The organism is Mycolicibacterium tokaiense (assembly GCF_010725885.1).
Classification (GTDB): Bacteria; Actinomycetota; Actinomycetes; order Mycobacteriales; family Mycobacteriaceae; genus Mycobacterium; species Mycobacterium tokaiense.
Window position 1 is genome coordinate 4410851 of the sequence record NZ_AP022600.1, and the last position, 15652, is coordinate 4426502.

General features: G+C 68.8%; 13 protein-coding genes. 8 read left to right on the forward strand and 5 right to left on the reverse strand.

Translation table 11 applies throughout. The features are described from left to right. Positions 1-39 precede the first annotated feature (39 nt). Both G6N58_RS21600 and G6N58_RS21605 read right to left on the reverse strand, forming a co-directional pair. Positions 40-474 (reverse strand): VOC family protein, encoded by a 435-nt coding sequence (locus G6N58_RS21600; RefSeq protein ID WP_068916618.1) that lies wholly within the window; start codon positions 472-474, stop codon positions 40-42. A 28-nt stretch (positions 475-502) separates the two neighbouring features. After that, on the reverse strand, positions 503-1687 hold the full coding sequence (locus tag G6N58_RS21605) for a thiolase family protein (protein WP_115277342.1): 1185 nt from the start codon (positions 1685-1687) through the stop codon (positions 503-505). An 84-nt stretch (positions 1688-1771) separates the two neighbouring features. Here G6N58_RS21605 and G6N58_RS21610 point away from each other — a divergent pair, with 84 nt between their 5' ends. From G6N58_RS21610 to G6N58_RS31085, 3 genes are all read left to right on the forward strand, one after another. Beyond that, entirely contained in the window at positions 1772-2254 is a 483-nt protein-coding gene (locus G6N58_RS21610; protein ID WP_115277341.1) for a winged helix-turn-helix transcriptional regulator, read from the forward strand. A gap of 141 nt (positions 2255-2395) precedes the next feature. Next, a complete protein-coding gene (locus tag G6N58_RS31080; protein ID WP_115277340.1) occupies positions 2396-2971 on the forward strand; it encodes a DUF222 domain-containing protein in 576 nt (191 codons plus the stop codon). Positions 2972-2999: 28 nt separating this feature from the next. Further along, positions 3000-3773, forward strand: a complete 774-nt coding sequence (locus tag G6N58_RS31085) for an HNH endonuclease signature motif containing protein (protein ID WP_163908314.1) — start codon at positions 3000-3002, stop codon at positions 3771-3773. Between the two features lie 12 nt (positions 3774-3785). Here the strand turns inward: G6N58_RS31085 and G6N58_RS21625 are convergent, their stop codons facing one another. Then, a complete protein-coding gene (locus tag G6N58_RS21625; protein WP_115277338.1) occupies positions 3786-4622 on the reverse strand; it encodes a DeoR/GlpR family DNA-binding transcription regulator in 837 nt (278 codons plus the stop codon). A gap of 158 nt (positions 4623-4780) precedes the next feature. Between G6N58_RS21625 and G6N58_RS21630 the strand changes: the two genes are divergently transcribed. Genes G6N58_RS21630 through G6N58_RS21650 form a run of 5 tightly spaced genes read left to right on the forward strand, consistent with a single transcriptional unit; the run spans position 4781 to position 13809 of the window. Next, positions 4781-5710, forward strand: coding sequence for a DUF389 domain-containing protein (locus G6N58_RS21630; protein WP_115277337.1), 930 nt, complete (start codon positions 4781-4783; stop codon positions 5708-5710). A 46-nt stretch (positions 5711-5756) separates the two neighbouring features. After that, positions 5757-9146, forward strand: coding sequence for a transglutaminase family protein (locus tag G6N58_RS30585; protein WP_163908315.1), 3390 nt, complete (start codon positions 5757-5759; stop codon positions 9144-9146). Between the two features lie 28 nt (positions 9147-9174). Beyond that, positions 9175-11835 carry a circularly permuted type 2 ATP-grasp protein gene (locus tag G6N58_RS21640; RefSeq protein WP_172544939.1) on the forward strand — a complete coding sequence of 887 codons (2661 nt, stop codon included), beginning with the start codon at positions 9175-9177 and terminating at the stop codon, positions 11833-11835. Next, the gene (locus tag G6N58_RS21645; RefSeq protein ID WP_115277334.1) at positions 11832-12743 is read left to right on the forward strand and encodes a transglutaminase family protein; all 912 of its coding nucleotides are present in this window, start codon (positions 11832-11834) and stop codon (positions 12741-12743) included. Before G6N58_RS21640 ends, G6N58_RS21645 begins: the two co-directional genes overlap by 4 nt. Then, the gene (locus G6N58_RS21650; protein ID WP_115277333.1) at positions 12736-13809 is read left to right on the forward strand and encodes a zinc-binding metallopeptidase family protein; all 1074 of its coding nucleotides are present in this window, start codon (positions 12736-12738) and stop codon (positions 13807-13809) included. The genes G6N58_RS21645 and G6N58_RS21650 overlap by 8 nt, the downstream gene beginning before the upstream one ends. A gap of 144 nt (positions 13810-13953) precedes the next feature. On the opposite strand, the gene G6N58_RS21655 is transcribed toward G6N58_RS21650, so the two are convergent. Next, complete coding sequence (locus G6N58_RS21655) at positions 13954-15135, reverse strand: zinc-dependent alcohol dehydrogenase (RefSeq protein WP_115277332.1); 1182 nt, start codon at positions 15133-15135, stop codon at positions 13954-13956. A gap of 9 nt (positions 15136-15144) precedes the next feature. Further along, complete coding sequence (locus G6N58_RS30855) at positions 15145-15525, reverse strand: CHAD domain-containing protein (RefSeq protein WP_232067950.1); 381 nt, start codon at positions 15523-15525, stop codon at positions 15145-15147. Positions 15526-15652 lie beyond the last annotated feature (127 nt).

Sequence of the window (15652 nt, forward strand, 5' to 3'; positions counted from 1 at the left end):
GAGTGCAGGCGGTGCGCAGCGCCGCTCAGACTCCACGAATCACGAAGCGAAGACCTGGCCGTCGTCGGCGAAAGCCTTGAACTCCAGGGCATTTCCGGCCGGGTCGTAGAGGAACATGGTCCACTGCTCGCCGGGCCGGCCCTCGAAGCGCACGTAGGGTTCGATGACGAACTGCTGGCCGGCGCCGCGCAGCCGGTTCGCGAGCTCGTGGAATCGCTCGATGGTCAGGATCAGCCCGAAGTGGGGGACCGGAACGTCGTGGCCGTCGACGGGATTGTGCGCCCGGCGCGGTGGTTGGGCCACTTTGTGCGTCACCATCTGGTGGCCGTAGAAGTTCCAGTCCACCCAGCTCTCGTCGCTGCGGCCCTGGGCGAACCCGAGAATCTCGCCGTAGAACGTCCGGGCGGCGTCCAGGTCGTCGACCGGGATCGCCAGATGGAAACGGGGGATGGGGGAGTCCAGTACTGCGCTCATGCCTTTCGATGGTAGCCAGCCGAGGTGATCAGAGCCGTTCGATGATGGTGGCGTTGGCCATGCCGCCGCCCTCACACATCGTCTGCAGGCCGTAGCGGCCGCCCTGGTGGTGCAGCGCGTTGACCAGCGTGGTCATGATGCGTGCGCCGCTGGCGCCCAGCGGGTGACCGATGGCGATGGCGCCGCCGTTGACGTTGGTCTTGGTCAGATCAGCGCCGGTCGAGGCGGCCCACGCCAGCACCACGGGGGCGAAGGCCTCATTGACTTCGAACAGGTCGATGTCCGCGAGGCGCAGCCCCGCCCGCGCCAGCACCTTCTCGGTGGCCGGGATGACACCGGTGAGCATGTACAGCGGATCCGAGCCCACCACCGTGGTGGTGTGGATGCGCGCGAGCGGAGTCAGCCCGAGCCGGCGCGCGGTGGCCCCGCTGGTGATCATCACCGCGGCGCTGCCGTCTGACAGTGGGGAGGAGTTGCCGGGCGTGATGTGCCAACCGATCTGGGGAAAGCGCCTGCTGTATTCCTCGTTGTAGAACGCGGGCCGCAGGCCGGCCAGCGTCTCGACCGTGGTGCCGGGACGGATGATCTCATCGGTGCTCAGCCCGGCGATGGGCACGAGCTCGTTGTCGAAGCGGCCCTCCTTGGTGGCGCGGGCGGCCTTCTCGTGGCTGGCTGCGGAGAACTCGTCGAGTTCGGTGCGCGACAGGTTCCACTTGGCGGCGATGAGCTCGGCGCTGATGCCCTGAGGGACAAGCCCTTCGGGGTAGCGCGCAGCCATATCGGCTCCGAAGGGGGAGCTGCCGGGCAGCACTGACGTGCCCATGGGGACACGGCTCATCGACTCCACTCCGGCGGCGATCACGATGTCGTAGGCCCCGGCCAGCACGCCCTGGGCGGCGAAGCTGATGGCCTGCTGGCTGCTGCCGCACTGGCGATCGACCGTGGTGCCCGGGACGGTGTCCGGGAAGCCAGCGCCCAGCAGCGCGTTGCGAGCGATGTTGAGGGCCTGGTCGCCCACCTGCGTGACCGCGCCGGCGATCACGTCATCCACCTCCGCGGGATCCACGCCGGTGCGGCTGACCAGTTCGCGCAGGCTGTGTGCCAGCAGATCAGCGGGGAGCACGTCGTGCAGCGCTCCGTTGGCCTTGCCCTTAGCGATCGGGGTGCGCACCGCGCCCACGATCACCGCATCCCGATCTGAGAATCCGGACATTGCTCCTCCTGACCTGCTGAGTACTGTTGTGTATATCCAGATCTATTACCTGGGTATAGTCATAACAACTCAGAGGGGGAAAGGATTCCGATGCTGCAAGGCGTGCTGGCAGATCGCGACGCGTGGTCGCCGGTCGGGGAGTGTCCCATCGAGAAGACCATGAGTGCCGTCGGCGCCAAGTCGTCGATGCTGATCATGCGGGAGGCCTACTACGGCACCACCCGCTTCGACGATTTCGCCAAGCGGGTGGGGATCACCAAGGCGGCAACCTCGGCCCGGTTGTCCGAACTCGTCAACGTGGGACTGCTGACCAAGCGGCGGTACCAGGAGCCTGGACAGCGGGCTCGCGACGAGTATGTGCTCACCGACGTCGGCGTGGATTTCATGCCGGTGGTGTTCGCGATGTTCCAGTGGGGCCGCGAGCACCTGCCCAACAATCGCAAGCTCGAGCTCACACATCTGGACTGCGGCGCCGACGCGCGCGTCGAGGTGCTGTGTGACAACGGCCATCGGGTGCCGTTGGACGAGCTGGGCATGAAGCTGGTGCGCCGGTCGCGCGCTCGTTGAGACTGCACTCAGCGCGAGAAAATGCGAGTGGGGCTCGCGCTGGGTGCAGTCTCGATGACGTGTGAAACCCCATGTGCCACACAGTCATCTGACGTCTCACCGCGCTGATTCTTGTCGGTGGGTAGCACTAGTGTTCGAGTCATGGGAACGTCAGCTGTCGCCGATCGCGAGGCGATGCTGGCTGCCCTGACCCAGATCGAAGAACTGACCGCCCGGATGAATCGGCTGTCGATCGACGCCTTCTCCGATGCCGAGTTGTTGGCGCTGCAGCAGCGCCGTGAAGCCATCACCCGCGCGCAGCCGGTGTTCGATCATCGGGTGTATCAACGGATCACGTCTCAGAGTTCACCGGTGGCCTTGGGCGCGAAGAGTTACGCGGCAGTGCTGTCGCAGCGGTTGCGGATCTCCAGCTCGGAGGCGCGCCGCCGGTTGGATGAGGCGGCGGTGTTGGGGCCGCGGACCTCGCTGACCGGTGAACCGCTGTCACCCTCGATGCCGGGGTTTGCGCGCGGTCAGGCGCAGGGGTTGATCGGCGCCGAGCACATCAAGCATGTGCGGTGGTTTTTCCGTGAGCTGCCCGGCTTCGTGGACTTTCAGACCCGGGAGAACGCCGAGGCCCAGTTGGCCCAGCATGCCTGCGAACTCGGCCCCGAAGCGTTCCGGACAGCCGCCGCGCACATGCTGTACCTGCTGAACCAGGACGGGGAGCTCCGATGAAGACCGTCAAGCCCTGGCCTATATCCGGGTGGGTAAGCAGCGCCCCGACGGGATGCGCCCGTTCGAAGGGTTGTTGACGCCGGAGGCGTGGGCGACTCTGGAGCCATTGCTGGAGCGCAACGCCGCCCCGGGGATGTGCAACCCGGCTGACGAGCACCCCTGCCTCGACGGCGAACCCACCGAAGAGCAGATACGCAACGACACCCGCACCACCGGCAAACGGAACCACGATGCGCTGCTGGCCCTGTGCCAACGCTTGCTCACCACGCAGCCGACCGGCACCATCAACGGCCTGCCCGCGAACGTGGTCATCACCGTGAGCCTGACCGATCTGGAGAAGGGCACCGGCCACGGGCTGACTGCCGGCGGCACGCTGCTGCCGATCGCCGATGTGCTGAAGTTCGCCGCCCACTCCCGGCCGTGGCTGGCGCTGTTCGACGGCAAAGGGCTACCGCTGCATCTGGGCCGGGCCCGCCGCACCGCCACCCTGGCCCAGCGGTTGATGCTGTTGGCCAAACACCGCGGCTGCACCATGCCCGGCTGCACCGCCAGCGCCTACCGCTGCCAGGTGCATCACGCCAACCAAGACTGGAAAGACGGCGGGCGCACCGACATCGATGACCTGACGTTGGCGTGCGGGCCGAACAATCGGATGGTGGAGACCACCGGCTGGACCACAAGAAATCGCCCAGACGACGGTGTGACGGAGTGGATCCCGCCGCCACACCTCGACTGCGGGCAATCCCGCACCAACAACCTGCACCACCCGGAACGGATCATCGACCCCGGCGACGACCCGTAGCTCGACCGGGCGCTACTGCCCCTGAGTCACCTGCCCGTTACGGCGCGGAAAACGGTTCGGTGACGCGCCTTTGGGCTCGTCGAGGCAGATCACGTCCACGCCTTCGCTGCGGGCGCACACCAGGGCGGGGTGGTCGACGGCACCGTCGGTGACGATGGTGTCCACCTGCGCCAGCGCAGCGATGCCGACGAAGTTCACCCGGCCCAGCTTGCTGCGGTCGGCGGCGACGATCACCCGGTCGGCGCGGCTCAGGGCCACCCGCTTCATCCGCGCCTCCGCCAGCAGGTAGTCGGAGAAGCCGCGCTCGGCGTCGATGCCCGCCACGCCCATGACGTAGGTATCGCAGTTGTAGCGCGTGAGCATCTCCTCCGCACCGGAGCCCACCAAACTCAGCTCACCAGTGCGCAATTCGCCACCGGTCATCACCACGTTGGTGTCAGGCTCGTCGACCAGCGCCACGGCGATCGGCACACTCGGCGTCACCACGGTGAGCCCGAGAGCTCTGCCGCGCAGGGAACGGGCCACCGCCAGCGACGTGCTGCCCGCGTCCAGGATCAGAGTCTCCTTCGGGCCGATCAGCTCGGCCACGGCATCGGCGATGTGATGTTTCTCCGACGCCGCATCAGCGACCCGGGTGGAGAACGCCGGTTCGATGTCCTTTCCGAGTACCGCGACTGCGCCGCCGACCACCCGCCGGACCGCGCCGCGCGCCTCCAACGCCTCGATATCGCGACGAATTGTCATCTCGGACACATCGAACTGCGCTGCCAGCGCCGCGTAGCTGACCTCACGGTCCGCCCGGGCGCGCTGGAGGATCAGGTCTCGCCGGGTCTTCGCGTCGATCGTCATCGGCGAAACCGCCGAGTACCCATCACTGCCACACCTCGTTCGCCGTTGCGATATAGGTGACCCACCCGACGGGAAAAACCTATATCACTCGTGGTTGAGTGCCCAACCAGTTCCCCAAGAGTCGATCCTCCAAACTGTCAGGCGGTTACCGTGCGGATGTGATGCATCTTCGAGTCGTCGCGCCCGAGCACCTGCGCGAGCCGGTGCTGCAGGTGCTGCGCCGCCAGGTGGGCGTCGCCAACCTCTCGGTTTTCCCAGGCGTCGCCCTCGAACCGGCCGGGGATGAGATCACCGCCGACCTCGCCCGCGAGTGCGCGAACGAGGTCATCAAGGAACTCAAGCTCCTCGACGTCCAGCACCTGGGCGCCATCACACTGCACCACCTCGACACCGTGCTCTCCACCCGGGCCCACCAGGCCGAGGACGCCGCCGAGGGCGATCCGGCCGATGCTCTCGTGTGGGACGAGCTGATCGGCCGGACCCGGGAAGAGTCCTCACTGAGTGTCACCTTTCTGCTCTTCCTGACGCTGGCCTGCCTGCTGACGGCCATCGGGGTGGTGACCGACTCCACCGTCACCGTGGTGGGTGCCATGGTGCTCGGCCCGGAGTTCGGTCCGCTGGCGGCGCTGTCGGTGGCGCTGGTGCGTCGGCGCGGCGACCTCACCCGCCGCGCCGCGCTGGCGCTGCTGATCGGATTTCCGATCGCCGTGGGCATCACCGCGCTGGCCACCATGGCAAGCCGGGCGCTGGGCTGGCTGAGCGTCGACAGCGTGCACAACCTGCAGGAAGTCGACTTCATCTTCCAGGTCGGGCCGGTGTCGTTCGTGGTGGCGCTGCTGGCGGGTGCGGCAGGCATGCTCTCCCTGGTCTCGGCCAAGGCCACCGGCCTGGTCGGGGTGTTCATCTCCGTCTACACCGTCACCGCGGCGGGATTCGCGGCCGTGGCCGCCACCTTGGGCGACTGGGAACTGGCAGCCAAGTCCGCACTGCAGTTGCTGGTCAACCTGGTGGGCATCGTGCTGGCCGGCGTGCTGGTGCTGGTGCTGCGGCCGCGCGGTGTGCCGCTGCCGCACTCGGCGCACAGCTGAACGTGCGCGATGCGCCGGATCACCCGGTGTGATGGGATTCTGCGCTATGGGAATCAAAGTGGCGCTGGAGCATCGCACCACCTACACCTTCGATCGGCTGGTCGAGGTCCACCCGCACGTCGTGCGGCTGCGCCCCGCCCCGCATTCGCGCACTCCCATCGAGGCGTATTCGCTGGAGGTGACGCCCGCCGACCACTTCATCAACTGGCAGCAGGACGCGTTCGGCAATTTCCTGGCCCGCCTGGTCTTTCCCAACCGCACCCGGCAGTTGAGCATCAACGTCGGACTGATCGCCGACCTCAAGGTGATCAACCCGTTCGACTTCTTCATCGAGGACTGGGCCGAAACCGTCCCGTTCGCCTATCCCGCGGCGCTGCTGGAAGACCTCAAGCCTTACCTGCGTCCGGTGGACGACACCGATGAGCTCTCGGGAAGCGACGCAGCGCCCGGCGGTCTGGTGGCCGAGTGGGTACGCAACTTCGACATCAAGCCCGGGATCCGCACCATCGACTTCCTCGTCGCGCTCAACCGCGCAGTGAACGCCGACGTCGGCTACAGCGTCCGGATGGAACCCGGCGTCCAGACCCCGGAACACACGCTGCGCACCGGCATCGGCTCCTGCCGCGACTCGGCCTGGCTGCTGGTGTCCATCCTGCGCCGGCTCGGCCTGGCCGCCCGCTTCGTCTCCGGCTACCTGGTGCAGCTGACGTCGGACATCGAAGCACTCGACGGGCCGTCGGGCCCGGCGGCGGACTTCACCGACCTGCACGCCTGGACCGAGGTGTACATTCCCGGCGCGGGCTGGATCGGTCTGGACCCGACGTCGGGCCTGTTCGCCGGGGAAGGCCACATCCCGCTCTCGGCCACCCCGCACCCGTCGTCGTCGGCGCCCATCACCGGAGCCACCGGAATCGCCGAGACGGTCCTGGACTTCTCCAACACCGTCACCCGCGTGCACGAAGACCCCCGCGTGACACTGCCGTACACCGATGCGGCCTGGGCCTCCATCGTTGATCTCGGGGCACGGCTGGATCAGCGATTGGCCGACGGAGACGTGCGGCTGACCGTCGGCGGCGAACCGACGTTCGTGTCCATCGACAACCAGACCGACCCCGAGTGGACCACCGAGGCCGACGGCCCGCACAAGCGCGAACGGGCGTCGGCGCTGGCGGCGCGGTGCAAGAGCGTCTGGGCCCCACACGGTCTGGTGCAACGCAGCCAGGGCAAGTGGTACCCCGGGGAACCGTTGCCGCGCTGGCAGATCGGATTGTTCTGGCGCACCGACGGTGAGCCGCTGTGGAACGACGACACGCTGCTGGCGGATCCGTGGGCCACCACCGCGCCCGCGCCGTCGCCGGACCCGGACGCTGGCGCGCAGCTGCTGGGCGCCGTGGCGGCGGGGCTGGGGCTGCCGGCCGGCCAGGTGCGACCCGCCTACGAGGATGCATTGAGCAGGCTGGCCGCCGAGGTCCGGTTGCCGGTGGGGCAGCCGGTGGCCGGCGAGGACGACCTGGCCGACGACAGCGCCGAGCGGCGCGCACAGCTGATCAGCCGGCTGGAGCAGACGGTCACCGAGCCTGCGGCCCACGTGCTGCCGTTGCACCGTCGGGAGGACGAGCAGGGCTGGGCCAGCGCGGACTGGCGGTTGCGGCGCGGCCGCATCGTGCTGCTCGACGGCGACTCCCCGGCCGGGCTGCGGCTGCCGCTCGACTCGATCAACTGGAAGCCCCCGCGCCCCAGCCACGCCGAGGACCCGTTGCTCCCGCGCGGCCCGCTGGCTTCAGATGCCGGGAGCGGGCCGGCGGAGGTGGACGACAGCGACGACGCCCCCACCACCGCGATGGTGACGCAGATCCGCGACGACCTGCTCCACGTCTTCCTGCCGCCCACAGAGGCCTTGGAAGACTTTGTCGACCTGGTGACGCGCGTCGAGGCCGCGGCCGCCGCCATCAACACCCCGGTGGTGGTGGAGGGTTACGGCCCGCCGTCGGACCCCCGGCTGCAGTCGATGACGATCACACCCGACCCCGGCGTGATCGAGGTCAACGTCGCGCCCACGCGCAGCTTTGCCGAACAGCGCGCCCAGCTGGAGACGCTGTACGAGCAGGCGCGGCTGGCGCGGCTGTCCACCGAGGCCTTCGACGTCGACGGCACCCACGGCGGGACCGGCGGCGGCAACCACATCACTCTCGGTGGCATCACCCCGGCCGATTCACCGATGCTGCGCCGCCCGGATCTCCTGGTGTCGATGCTGACCTACTGGCAGCGGCACCCGTCGCTGTCGTACCTGTTCGCCGGCCGCTTCGTCGGCACCACCTCGCAGGCGCCGCGGGTGGACGAGGGGCGCTCCGAGGCGCTCTACGAGCTGGAGATCGCCTTCGCCGAGATCGCCCGGCTGACCTCGGATTCCGGCCGCTCACAACCGGAACATGGTCGCTCGGCAAGCTCCGCCCCGGAACGTGGTCGCTCCGCAAGCTCCGCTCCGTGGGTCGTCGACCGGGCGCTGCGCCATCTTCTGACCGATATCACCGGCAACACCCACCGCGCCGAATTCTGCATCGACAAGCTCTACAGTCCCGACAGTGCCCGTGGCCGGCTCGGCCTGCTGGAGCTGCGCGGATTCGAGATGCCGCCGCACCACCAGATGGCCATGGTGCAGTCACTGCTGGTGCGCGCCCTGGTGTCCTGGTTCTGGGAGCAACCACTGCGCGCCCCGCTGATCCGGCACGGTGAGAACCTGCACGGGCGATACCTGTTGCCGCACTTCCTGATCCACGACATCGCCAACGTGGCGGCGGACCTGCGGGCCCAGGGCATCAACTTCGACACCAGCTGGCTGGACCCGTTCACCGAGTTCCGCTTCCCGCGCATCGGCACCGCGGTGTTCGACGGAGTGGAGATCGAGCTGCGCGGGGCCATCGAGCCGTGGAACACCCTGGGCGAGGAGGCCACCGCGGGCGGCACCGCGCGTTACGTCGACTCATCGGTGGAACGGCTGCAGGTCCGGCTGATCGGCGCCGACCGGCACCGCTACATCGTCACCTGCAACGGCCACCCGATCCCGATGCTGGCCACCGACAACCCCGACGTCCAGGTCGGTGGCGTGCGCTACCGCGCCTGGCAGCCGCCCAGTGCACTGCATCCCACCATCACCGTCGACGGGCCGTTGCGCCTCGAGTTGGTGGAGGTGGCCTCGGGCATGTCGCGCGGCGGCTGCACCTACCACGTGGCGCACCCGGGTGGCCGGTCCTACGACACCCCACCGGTGAATGCCGTCGAGGCGGAATCGCGGCGCGGCCGGCGCTTTGAAGCGTCCGGCTTCACCCCCGGTAAGGTCGACGTCTCCGACCTCCGGGAGAAGCAGGCTCGCCAGTCCACCGACGTGGGCGCGCCGGGCATTCTCGACCTGCGTCGGGTGCGTACCGTGCTGCAGTAGACGATCGGGACCGGCAGAGAGAGAAGAGTTGGCTACACCGCTGTCCGCCCCCGGGTCGTTCGGCGGCCGGGAGGCCGGTGGGCTGGACCCGGACGGTCTGCTCGCCAGTTACCGCGACGCGCGGGCCCAGCAGCTGCTGTTCCCCCTCAACCAGACTCCCGCCACTGGGTACGACGAATTCGTGGACCCGGTGGGCAACGTCCGCCAGACGTGGCGTGAGCTGGCGCGGGTGCTCGGGGACCGGGGCCGGGCCGGGCTGGACCGGCTGCGCACCGACGTCCGCAGCCTGGTGGACAACGACGGCATCACCTACATCCAGCTCGACAGCGACGGCGAGGCGGTGACGCTGGATCCCGACGGCACCGCCGAGCCCGGTCCGTGGTACCTGGATGCCATCCCGCTGCTGGTGTCCCCGGCGGACTGGGAGGTGCTGCAGGCCGGCCTGGTGCAGCGCTCGCGCCTGCTCGACGCGGTCCTGGTGGACCTCTACGGCGACCGGAAGTCCATCACCAGCGGCGTGCTGCCGCCGCAGCTGCTGTTCTCCCACCCCGGGTATCTGCGGGCGGCCCGCGGTATCGCAGCGCCGGGCCGGCACCAGCTGTTCCTGCACGGCTGCGACGTCAGCCGCGCCGGATCCGACGGGTACCTGGTGAACGCCGACTGGACCCAGGCACCGTCGGGCGCCGGGTACGCCCTGGCCGACCGGCGGGTGGTCGCCCACGCCATCCCGGATCTCTACGAACGCATCGCGCCGCGGCCCACCTCACCGTTCGCCCAGGCGCTGCGGCTCTCACTCATCGAGGCCGCGCCCGAGGCGGCCGAAGACCCGGTGGTGGTGGTGCTGAGCCCCGGCATCCACTCCGAGACCGCCTTCGACCAGGCCTACCTGGCCTCGGTGCTGGGTTTCCCGCTGGTGGAGAGTGCCGATCTGGTGGTTCGTGACGGGGCCCTGTGGATGCGCTCACTGGGCACCCTGAAGCGGGTGGACGTGGTGTTGCGCCGCGTCGACGCCGAGTACGCCGATCCGCTTGACCTGCGGGCGGATTCGCGCCTGGGCGTGGTGGGCCTGGTGGAGGCGCAACGGCGCGGCTCCGTCACCGTGGTCAACAGCCTGGGCAGCGGCATCCTGGAGAGCCCGGCGATCCTGCGGTTCCTGCCGGAGCTGGCCGAGCTGCTGGTGGGGGAGACGCCGCTGCTGCCCACCGCGCCGATGTACTGGGCCGGGATCGACGCCGAACGCTCCCACCTGCTGACCCACCTGGACAGCCTGCTGATCAAGAGCGCCACCGGCGAGGCGCCCATCGTGGGGCCGGCGCTGTCGGCGGCGCAGCGGGCGGCGCTGGCCGAGCGCATCAACGCCACCCCGTGGCAATGGCTCGGCCAGGACCTGCCGCAGTTCTCCTCGGCCCCCACCGACCACTACCCGGGCGGACTGTCCGCGGCAGGGGTGGGGATGCGGCTGTTCGCAGTGTCGCAGCGCGGCGGTTACGCCCCGATGATCGGCGGCCTGGGATATGTACTGGCTCCCGGCGCCAGCGCCTACAAACTGAACAGCGTTGCCGCCAAGGACATCTGGGTGCTGCCATCCACCAGGGCTGCCGCCGAGCGCACCGCCGGCCTGCCCACGGTGTCGGCGTCGGGCACCCGGGCGGTCAGCTCGCCGCGCGTGCTGTCGGACCTGTTCTGGACCGGGCGCTACGCCGAGCGCGCCGAACTCATGGCGCGGCTGCTCAACGTCACCCGCGAACGGTTCCACGAATACCGGCACCGCCAGGACCTCGATGCCAGCGAGTGCGTCCCGGTGCTGCTCTCGGCGCTGGGCGACATCACCGGCACCGACACCGGCACCGACGGGGACAAGGCGGAGATGATCGCCGTCGCGCCCACCACGATGTGGCTGCTGACCGCCGACCGCAGGCGCCCCGGCTCCCTGGCCCAGTCGATCGAACGGCTGGGGCTGGCGGCCCGGGCGGTGCGCGACCAGATGTCCAACGACACCTGGATGGTGCTGGCCACCGTCGACCGGGCGGTGCTGCACTCCTCGGACTCACCACCGGACTCGCACCTGCGCGGGGACGCCGAGATGGCCTCGGCGCACGCCAGGACGCTGCAGGGGATGCTGGCACTCTCGGGGGTCGCCGCCGAGTCCATGGTGCACGACGTGGGTTGGCTGATGATGGACATCGGCAAACGGATCGAGCGCGGCTTGATGCTGGCCGCATTGCTGCGCAGCACCATGACGACCGTGCGGGCCCCCGACGCCGAGCAGACCATCACCGAGGCCACCCTGGTGGCCTGTGAATCCGCGGTGATCTACCGCCGCCGCAACCTCGGCAAGGTCAGCGTGGCTGCGGTGGCCGAGCTGCTGCTGTTCGACGCCGAGAACCCGCGGTCGCTGGTGTTCCAACTGGAGCGGCTGCGCACCAACTTGCGAGCCCTGCCCGGGGCGTCGACGTCGTCGCGCGCGGAACGGCTGGTCGACGAGATCAGTACCCGGCTGCGCCGGCTGGACCCCGACGACCTCGAGGACGTCGGTCCCCAGGGACAACGCAGTGAACTCGCCGGCCTGCTGGACGCGGTGGTGGCCGGGCTGCGCGAACTGTCCGGCGTGATCACCGCCACCCAGTTGTCGCTGCCCGGCGGCATGCAACCCCTGTGGGGTCCCGACGAGCGCCGGGTGATGCCGTGAGCGTGTTCCCTCCCGCCCGCTGCTACCGGGTGACGCACCAGACCACGTACCGGTACTCCGATGTGGTGACCAGTTCCTACGGGCGCGGCTTCCTGACACCCCGCGACACGGTGCGCCAGCGCTGCCTGTCCTACGGGCTCGACATAGATCCGGCGCCGGCCGACAGCTCGATCAGCCGGGACGTCTACGGCAACATCAGCTCCTACTTCCACGTGACGACGCGGCACGACGTGCTCACGGTGACGGCCGGGTCCGTGGTCGAGGTGGATGCGCCACCACCGTCGCTGTACCGCGCGGGCGCCGCGGCGCAGCCCTGGGAAGAGTCCCGGCCGGTGGGGGTGGACGGGGCGCTGGCCGCGGAGTTCACCCTGGACCTGCGTCCGCCGGAGATCACCGCAGCGGTGCGGGAATACGCCGCACCCAGCTTCGCCCCGGGCCGGCCGTTGATCGACGTGCTCGATGATCTCAACGCCCGCATCTTCACCGACTTCACCTACCGCTCGGGGTCCACCACGGTGTCCACGCAGGTCGCCGAGGTGCTCGAGGCCCGGGAAGGGGTGTGCCAGGACTTCGCGCGGCTGGCCATCGCATGCCTGCGCGCCAACGGGCTGGCCGCCACGTACGTCTCCGGATACCTGGCCACCGACCCGCCGCCGGGCAAGGAGCGGATGGTCGGCATCGACGCCACCCACGCCTGGGCGGCGGTGTGGACACCGCAGGGCGACTGGCTGGGGCTCGATCCCACCAACGACCAGATGGTCGATGAGCGTTACATAATCGTGGGTTGGGGTAGAGACTACGCGGATGTCCCGCCGCTGCGGGGCATCATCTACACCGATTCAGAGAGCAGTGTGATCGACGTGGCCGTGGATGTGGCACCGATGCAGGGGGAAGTCCTCGATGCGTGACTTCTTGTGTCCCAACTGCGGACAGCATCTGACCTTCGAGAACTCCGTCTGCCTGTCGTGCGGCAAGCCGGTGGGCTTCTCCCTCGACGACATGGCGATGCTGGTGATCGCCTCGGGCGAGGAGGCCGAGCAGAGCGGTGCCGTGGATGCCCGCCAATTCCGGCTGTGCGCCAATCTGCACGTCGCGCAGTGCAACTGGTTGGTGCGGCTGAACCCCGCCAGCACCGTCCAAGGGGAGTTGTGTGCGTCGTGCCGATTGACCCGCACCCGGCCCAACGACAGTGACACCACCGCGCTGGCCCAGTTCGCGGTGGCCGAAGGCGCCAAACGCCGGCTGATCGCCGAACTGCACGAACTCAAACTCCCGATCGTGGGCCGCGACGCGGACCCCGACTTCGGGCTGGCGTTCGACCTGCTGTCCAGCGCGATGGAGAAGGTGTTCACCGGGCACGAGAACGGGGTCATCACACTCGATCTCGCCGAAGGTGACGACGTGCACCGTGAGCAACTGCGGATCTCGATGGACGAGCCGTACCGCACCCTGCTCGGCCATTTCCGCCACGAGATCGGGCACTACTACTTCTACCGCCTGATCGGCACCTCTGCGGCCTACCAGCAGCGGGCCCAGGAGCTGTTCGGCGATGCCGAGGCCGATTACCAGGCGGCGTTGGACCGGCACTACAGCGAGGGCGCCCCGGCCGGCTGGGAGGACAGTTTCGTGTCGTCCTACGCCACCATGCATCCGGCAGAGGACTGGGCCGAGACCTTTGCCCACTATCTGCACATCCGCGACACCCTGGACACCTCGGCGGCGTTCGGCTTCGCGCCCGCGGGGGCGACGTTCGAGCGACGGGCCTTGGGGCCCAGCGGTTTCGACACCATGATCGACATGTGGCTGCCGCTGGCGTGGGGGCTGAACATGGTGAACCGGTCGATGGGCCGCGATGACCTGTACCCGTTCGTGCTGCCCGCCGCGGTGCTGGAGAAGATGCGCTTTGTGCATCAGGTGATCGACGAGGTCACCTCCGACCCGGCCAAGCTGGCGGCGGCGAGCGCGGCCGGCTAGCCGGGTCGACGAGGCGGCGACGAAGGAGCCGGGGAGAGAGGGCCCGGCTACGACGTCCTAGCCGGGTCGACGAGGCGGCGACGAAGGAGCCGGGGAGAGAGGGCCCGGCTACGACGTCCCAGCCGGGTCGACGAGGCGGCGCCGTCAGGGCTTGAGCATCATCTTGATGGCGCCGTCCTGCTTCTTCTGGAAGATGTCGTAGGCGTGCGGGGCCTCCTCCAGCGGCAGCACGTGGGAGGCGAAGGTGTCGACCCCCAGCGGATCGGCATCGGTGAGCAGCGGCATGATGTCGTCCACCCACTTCTTGACGTTGGCCTGGCCCATCCGCAGCTGGATCTGCTTGTCGAACAGCGTCAGCATCGGCAACGGGTCGGCCATGCCGCCGTACACCCCGATCAGGGAGATGGTGCCGCCCCGGCGCACGGCGTCGATGGCGGTGTAGAGAGCATCGAGTCGGTCCACGCCGGCATTCTCCATCAGGGGTTTGGCCAGCGCGTCGGGCAGCAGACCGCTGATCTGCTGAACGGCCTTGGTCACCGGCGAGCCATGTGCCTCCATGCCCACCGCGTCGATCACCGCATCGGTACCACGGCCCTCGGTGAGATCGCGGATCGCGTCACCGACCGGACTGTCCAGGGAGCCGGCGTTGATGGTCTGGATGCCTCGCGCGGCCAGTCGTTCCAGCCGCTCCGGCACCAGATCCACGCCGATCACCTGATACCCCAGGTGCGCGGCGATCCGCGCCGCCATGTCGCCGATGGGGCCCAGGCCCAACACCGTCACCGAACCGCCGTCCGGGATGCCGGCGTAGGCCACCGACTGCCACGCGGTGGGCAACACGTCGGACAGATACACAAAACGCGAATCCGGCGGGCCATCCGGCACTTTGATGTGGGTGAACTGGGCCTGCGGCACGCGCAGGTATTCGGCCTGACCGCCCGGCACCTGGCCGTAGAGCTCGGAGTAGCCGAAGAGCGCGGCGCCCATGCCCTGATCGCGGACCTGGGTGGTCTCGCACTGGGTGTAGAGCTGCTGATCACACATGAAACAGCTGCCGCAGGAGATCTGAAAGGGGATGACCACCCGGTCACCGACCTTGAGATTGGTCACCGACGAACCGACCTCGGTGACGATCCCCATCGGTTCGTGTCCCAGGATGTCACCCGGCTTCATGAATGCGCCGAGCACTTCGTAGAGATGCAGATCCGACCCGCAGATGTTGGTGGCGGTCACCTCGATGATGGCGTCGGTGCTCTCCACGAGGATGGGGTCCGGCACCGTCTCGACGCGGACATCTCGCTTGCCTTGCCATGTCACTGCTTTCATGGCGGATGCCTACCCCGGCATCGGCCAGGCAAACACGGTACCGGCTGTGACGGCCATGCGGTGCAGCTGCTCCCGCGCCACCACCGTGTCCTGGTGGTCACCCAGAACGCTCTGAATCTGCTTGAACCGCTTGATGGTTCGCTTGTCTGCGGTCACCTCGGCGCCGTAGCGGGCGCGCCTGGCCGCCTTGCGGGCGCGGTGCAGCAGCGCGTCGTGTCCGCTGCCGGTCACGGCGTCGGCCAGTCGGCGCGCCGCGATGCGTTCGGCCTTGCATGCCCGCCTGGCCAGAGCCTTGCCGGTGACCGTGGACCGGAGCGGAGCCGTCCGCCGCCACCGGGTCAGCTCCACCGGGCGCACCTTGTCGGCGCTGACACCGAGATCGGCGATCACATCGCTCTCGACGGGGCGGGGCTGGGCTGGAGGCTGCAGACCAGGGCCAGGGCGTGGAGATGGGGTTCGGCTATGTACTGCGGCTACCCGGGACCTCGGGGGCCAAACAGCCGCAGCGGAGGTCTCA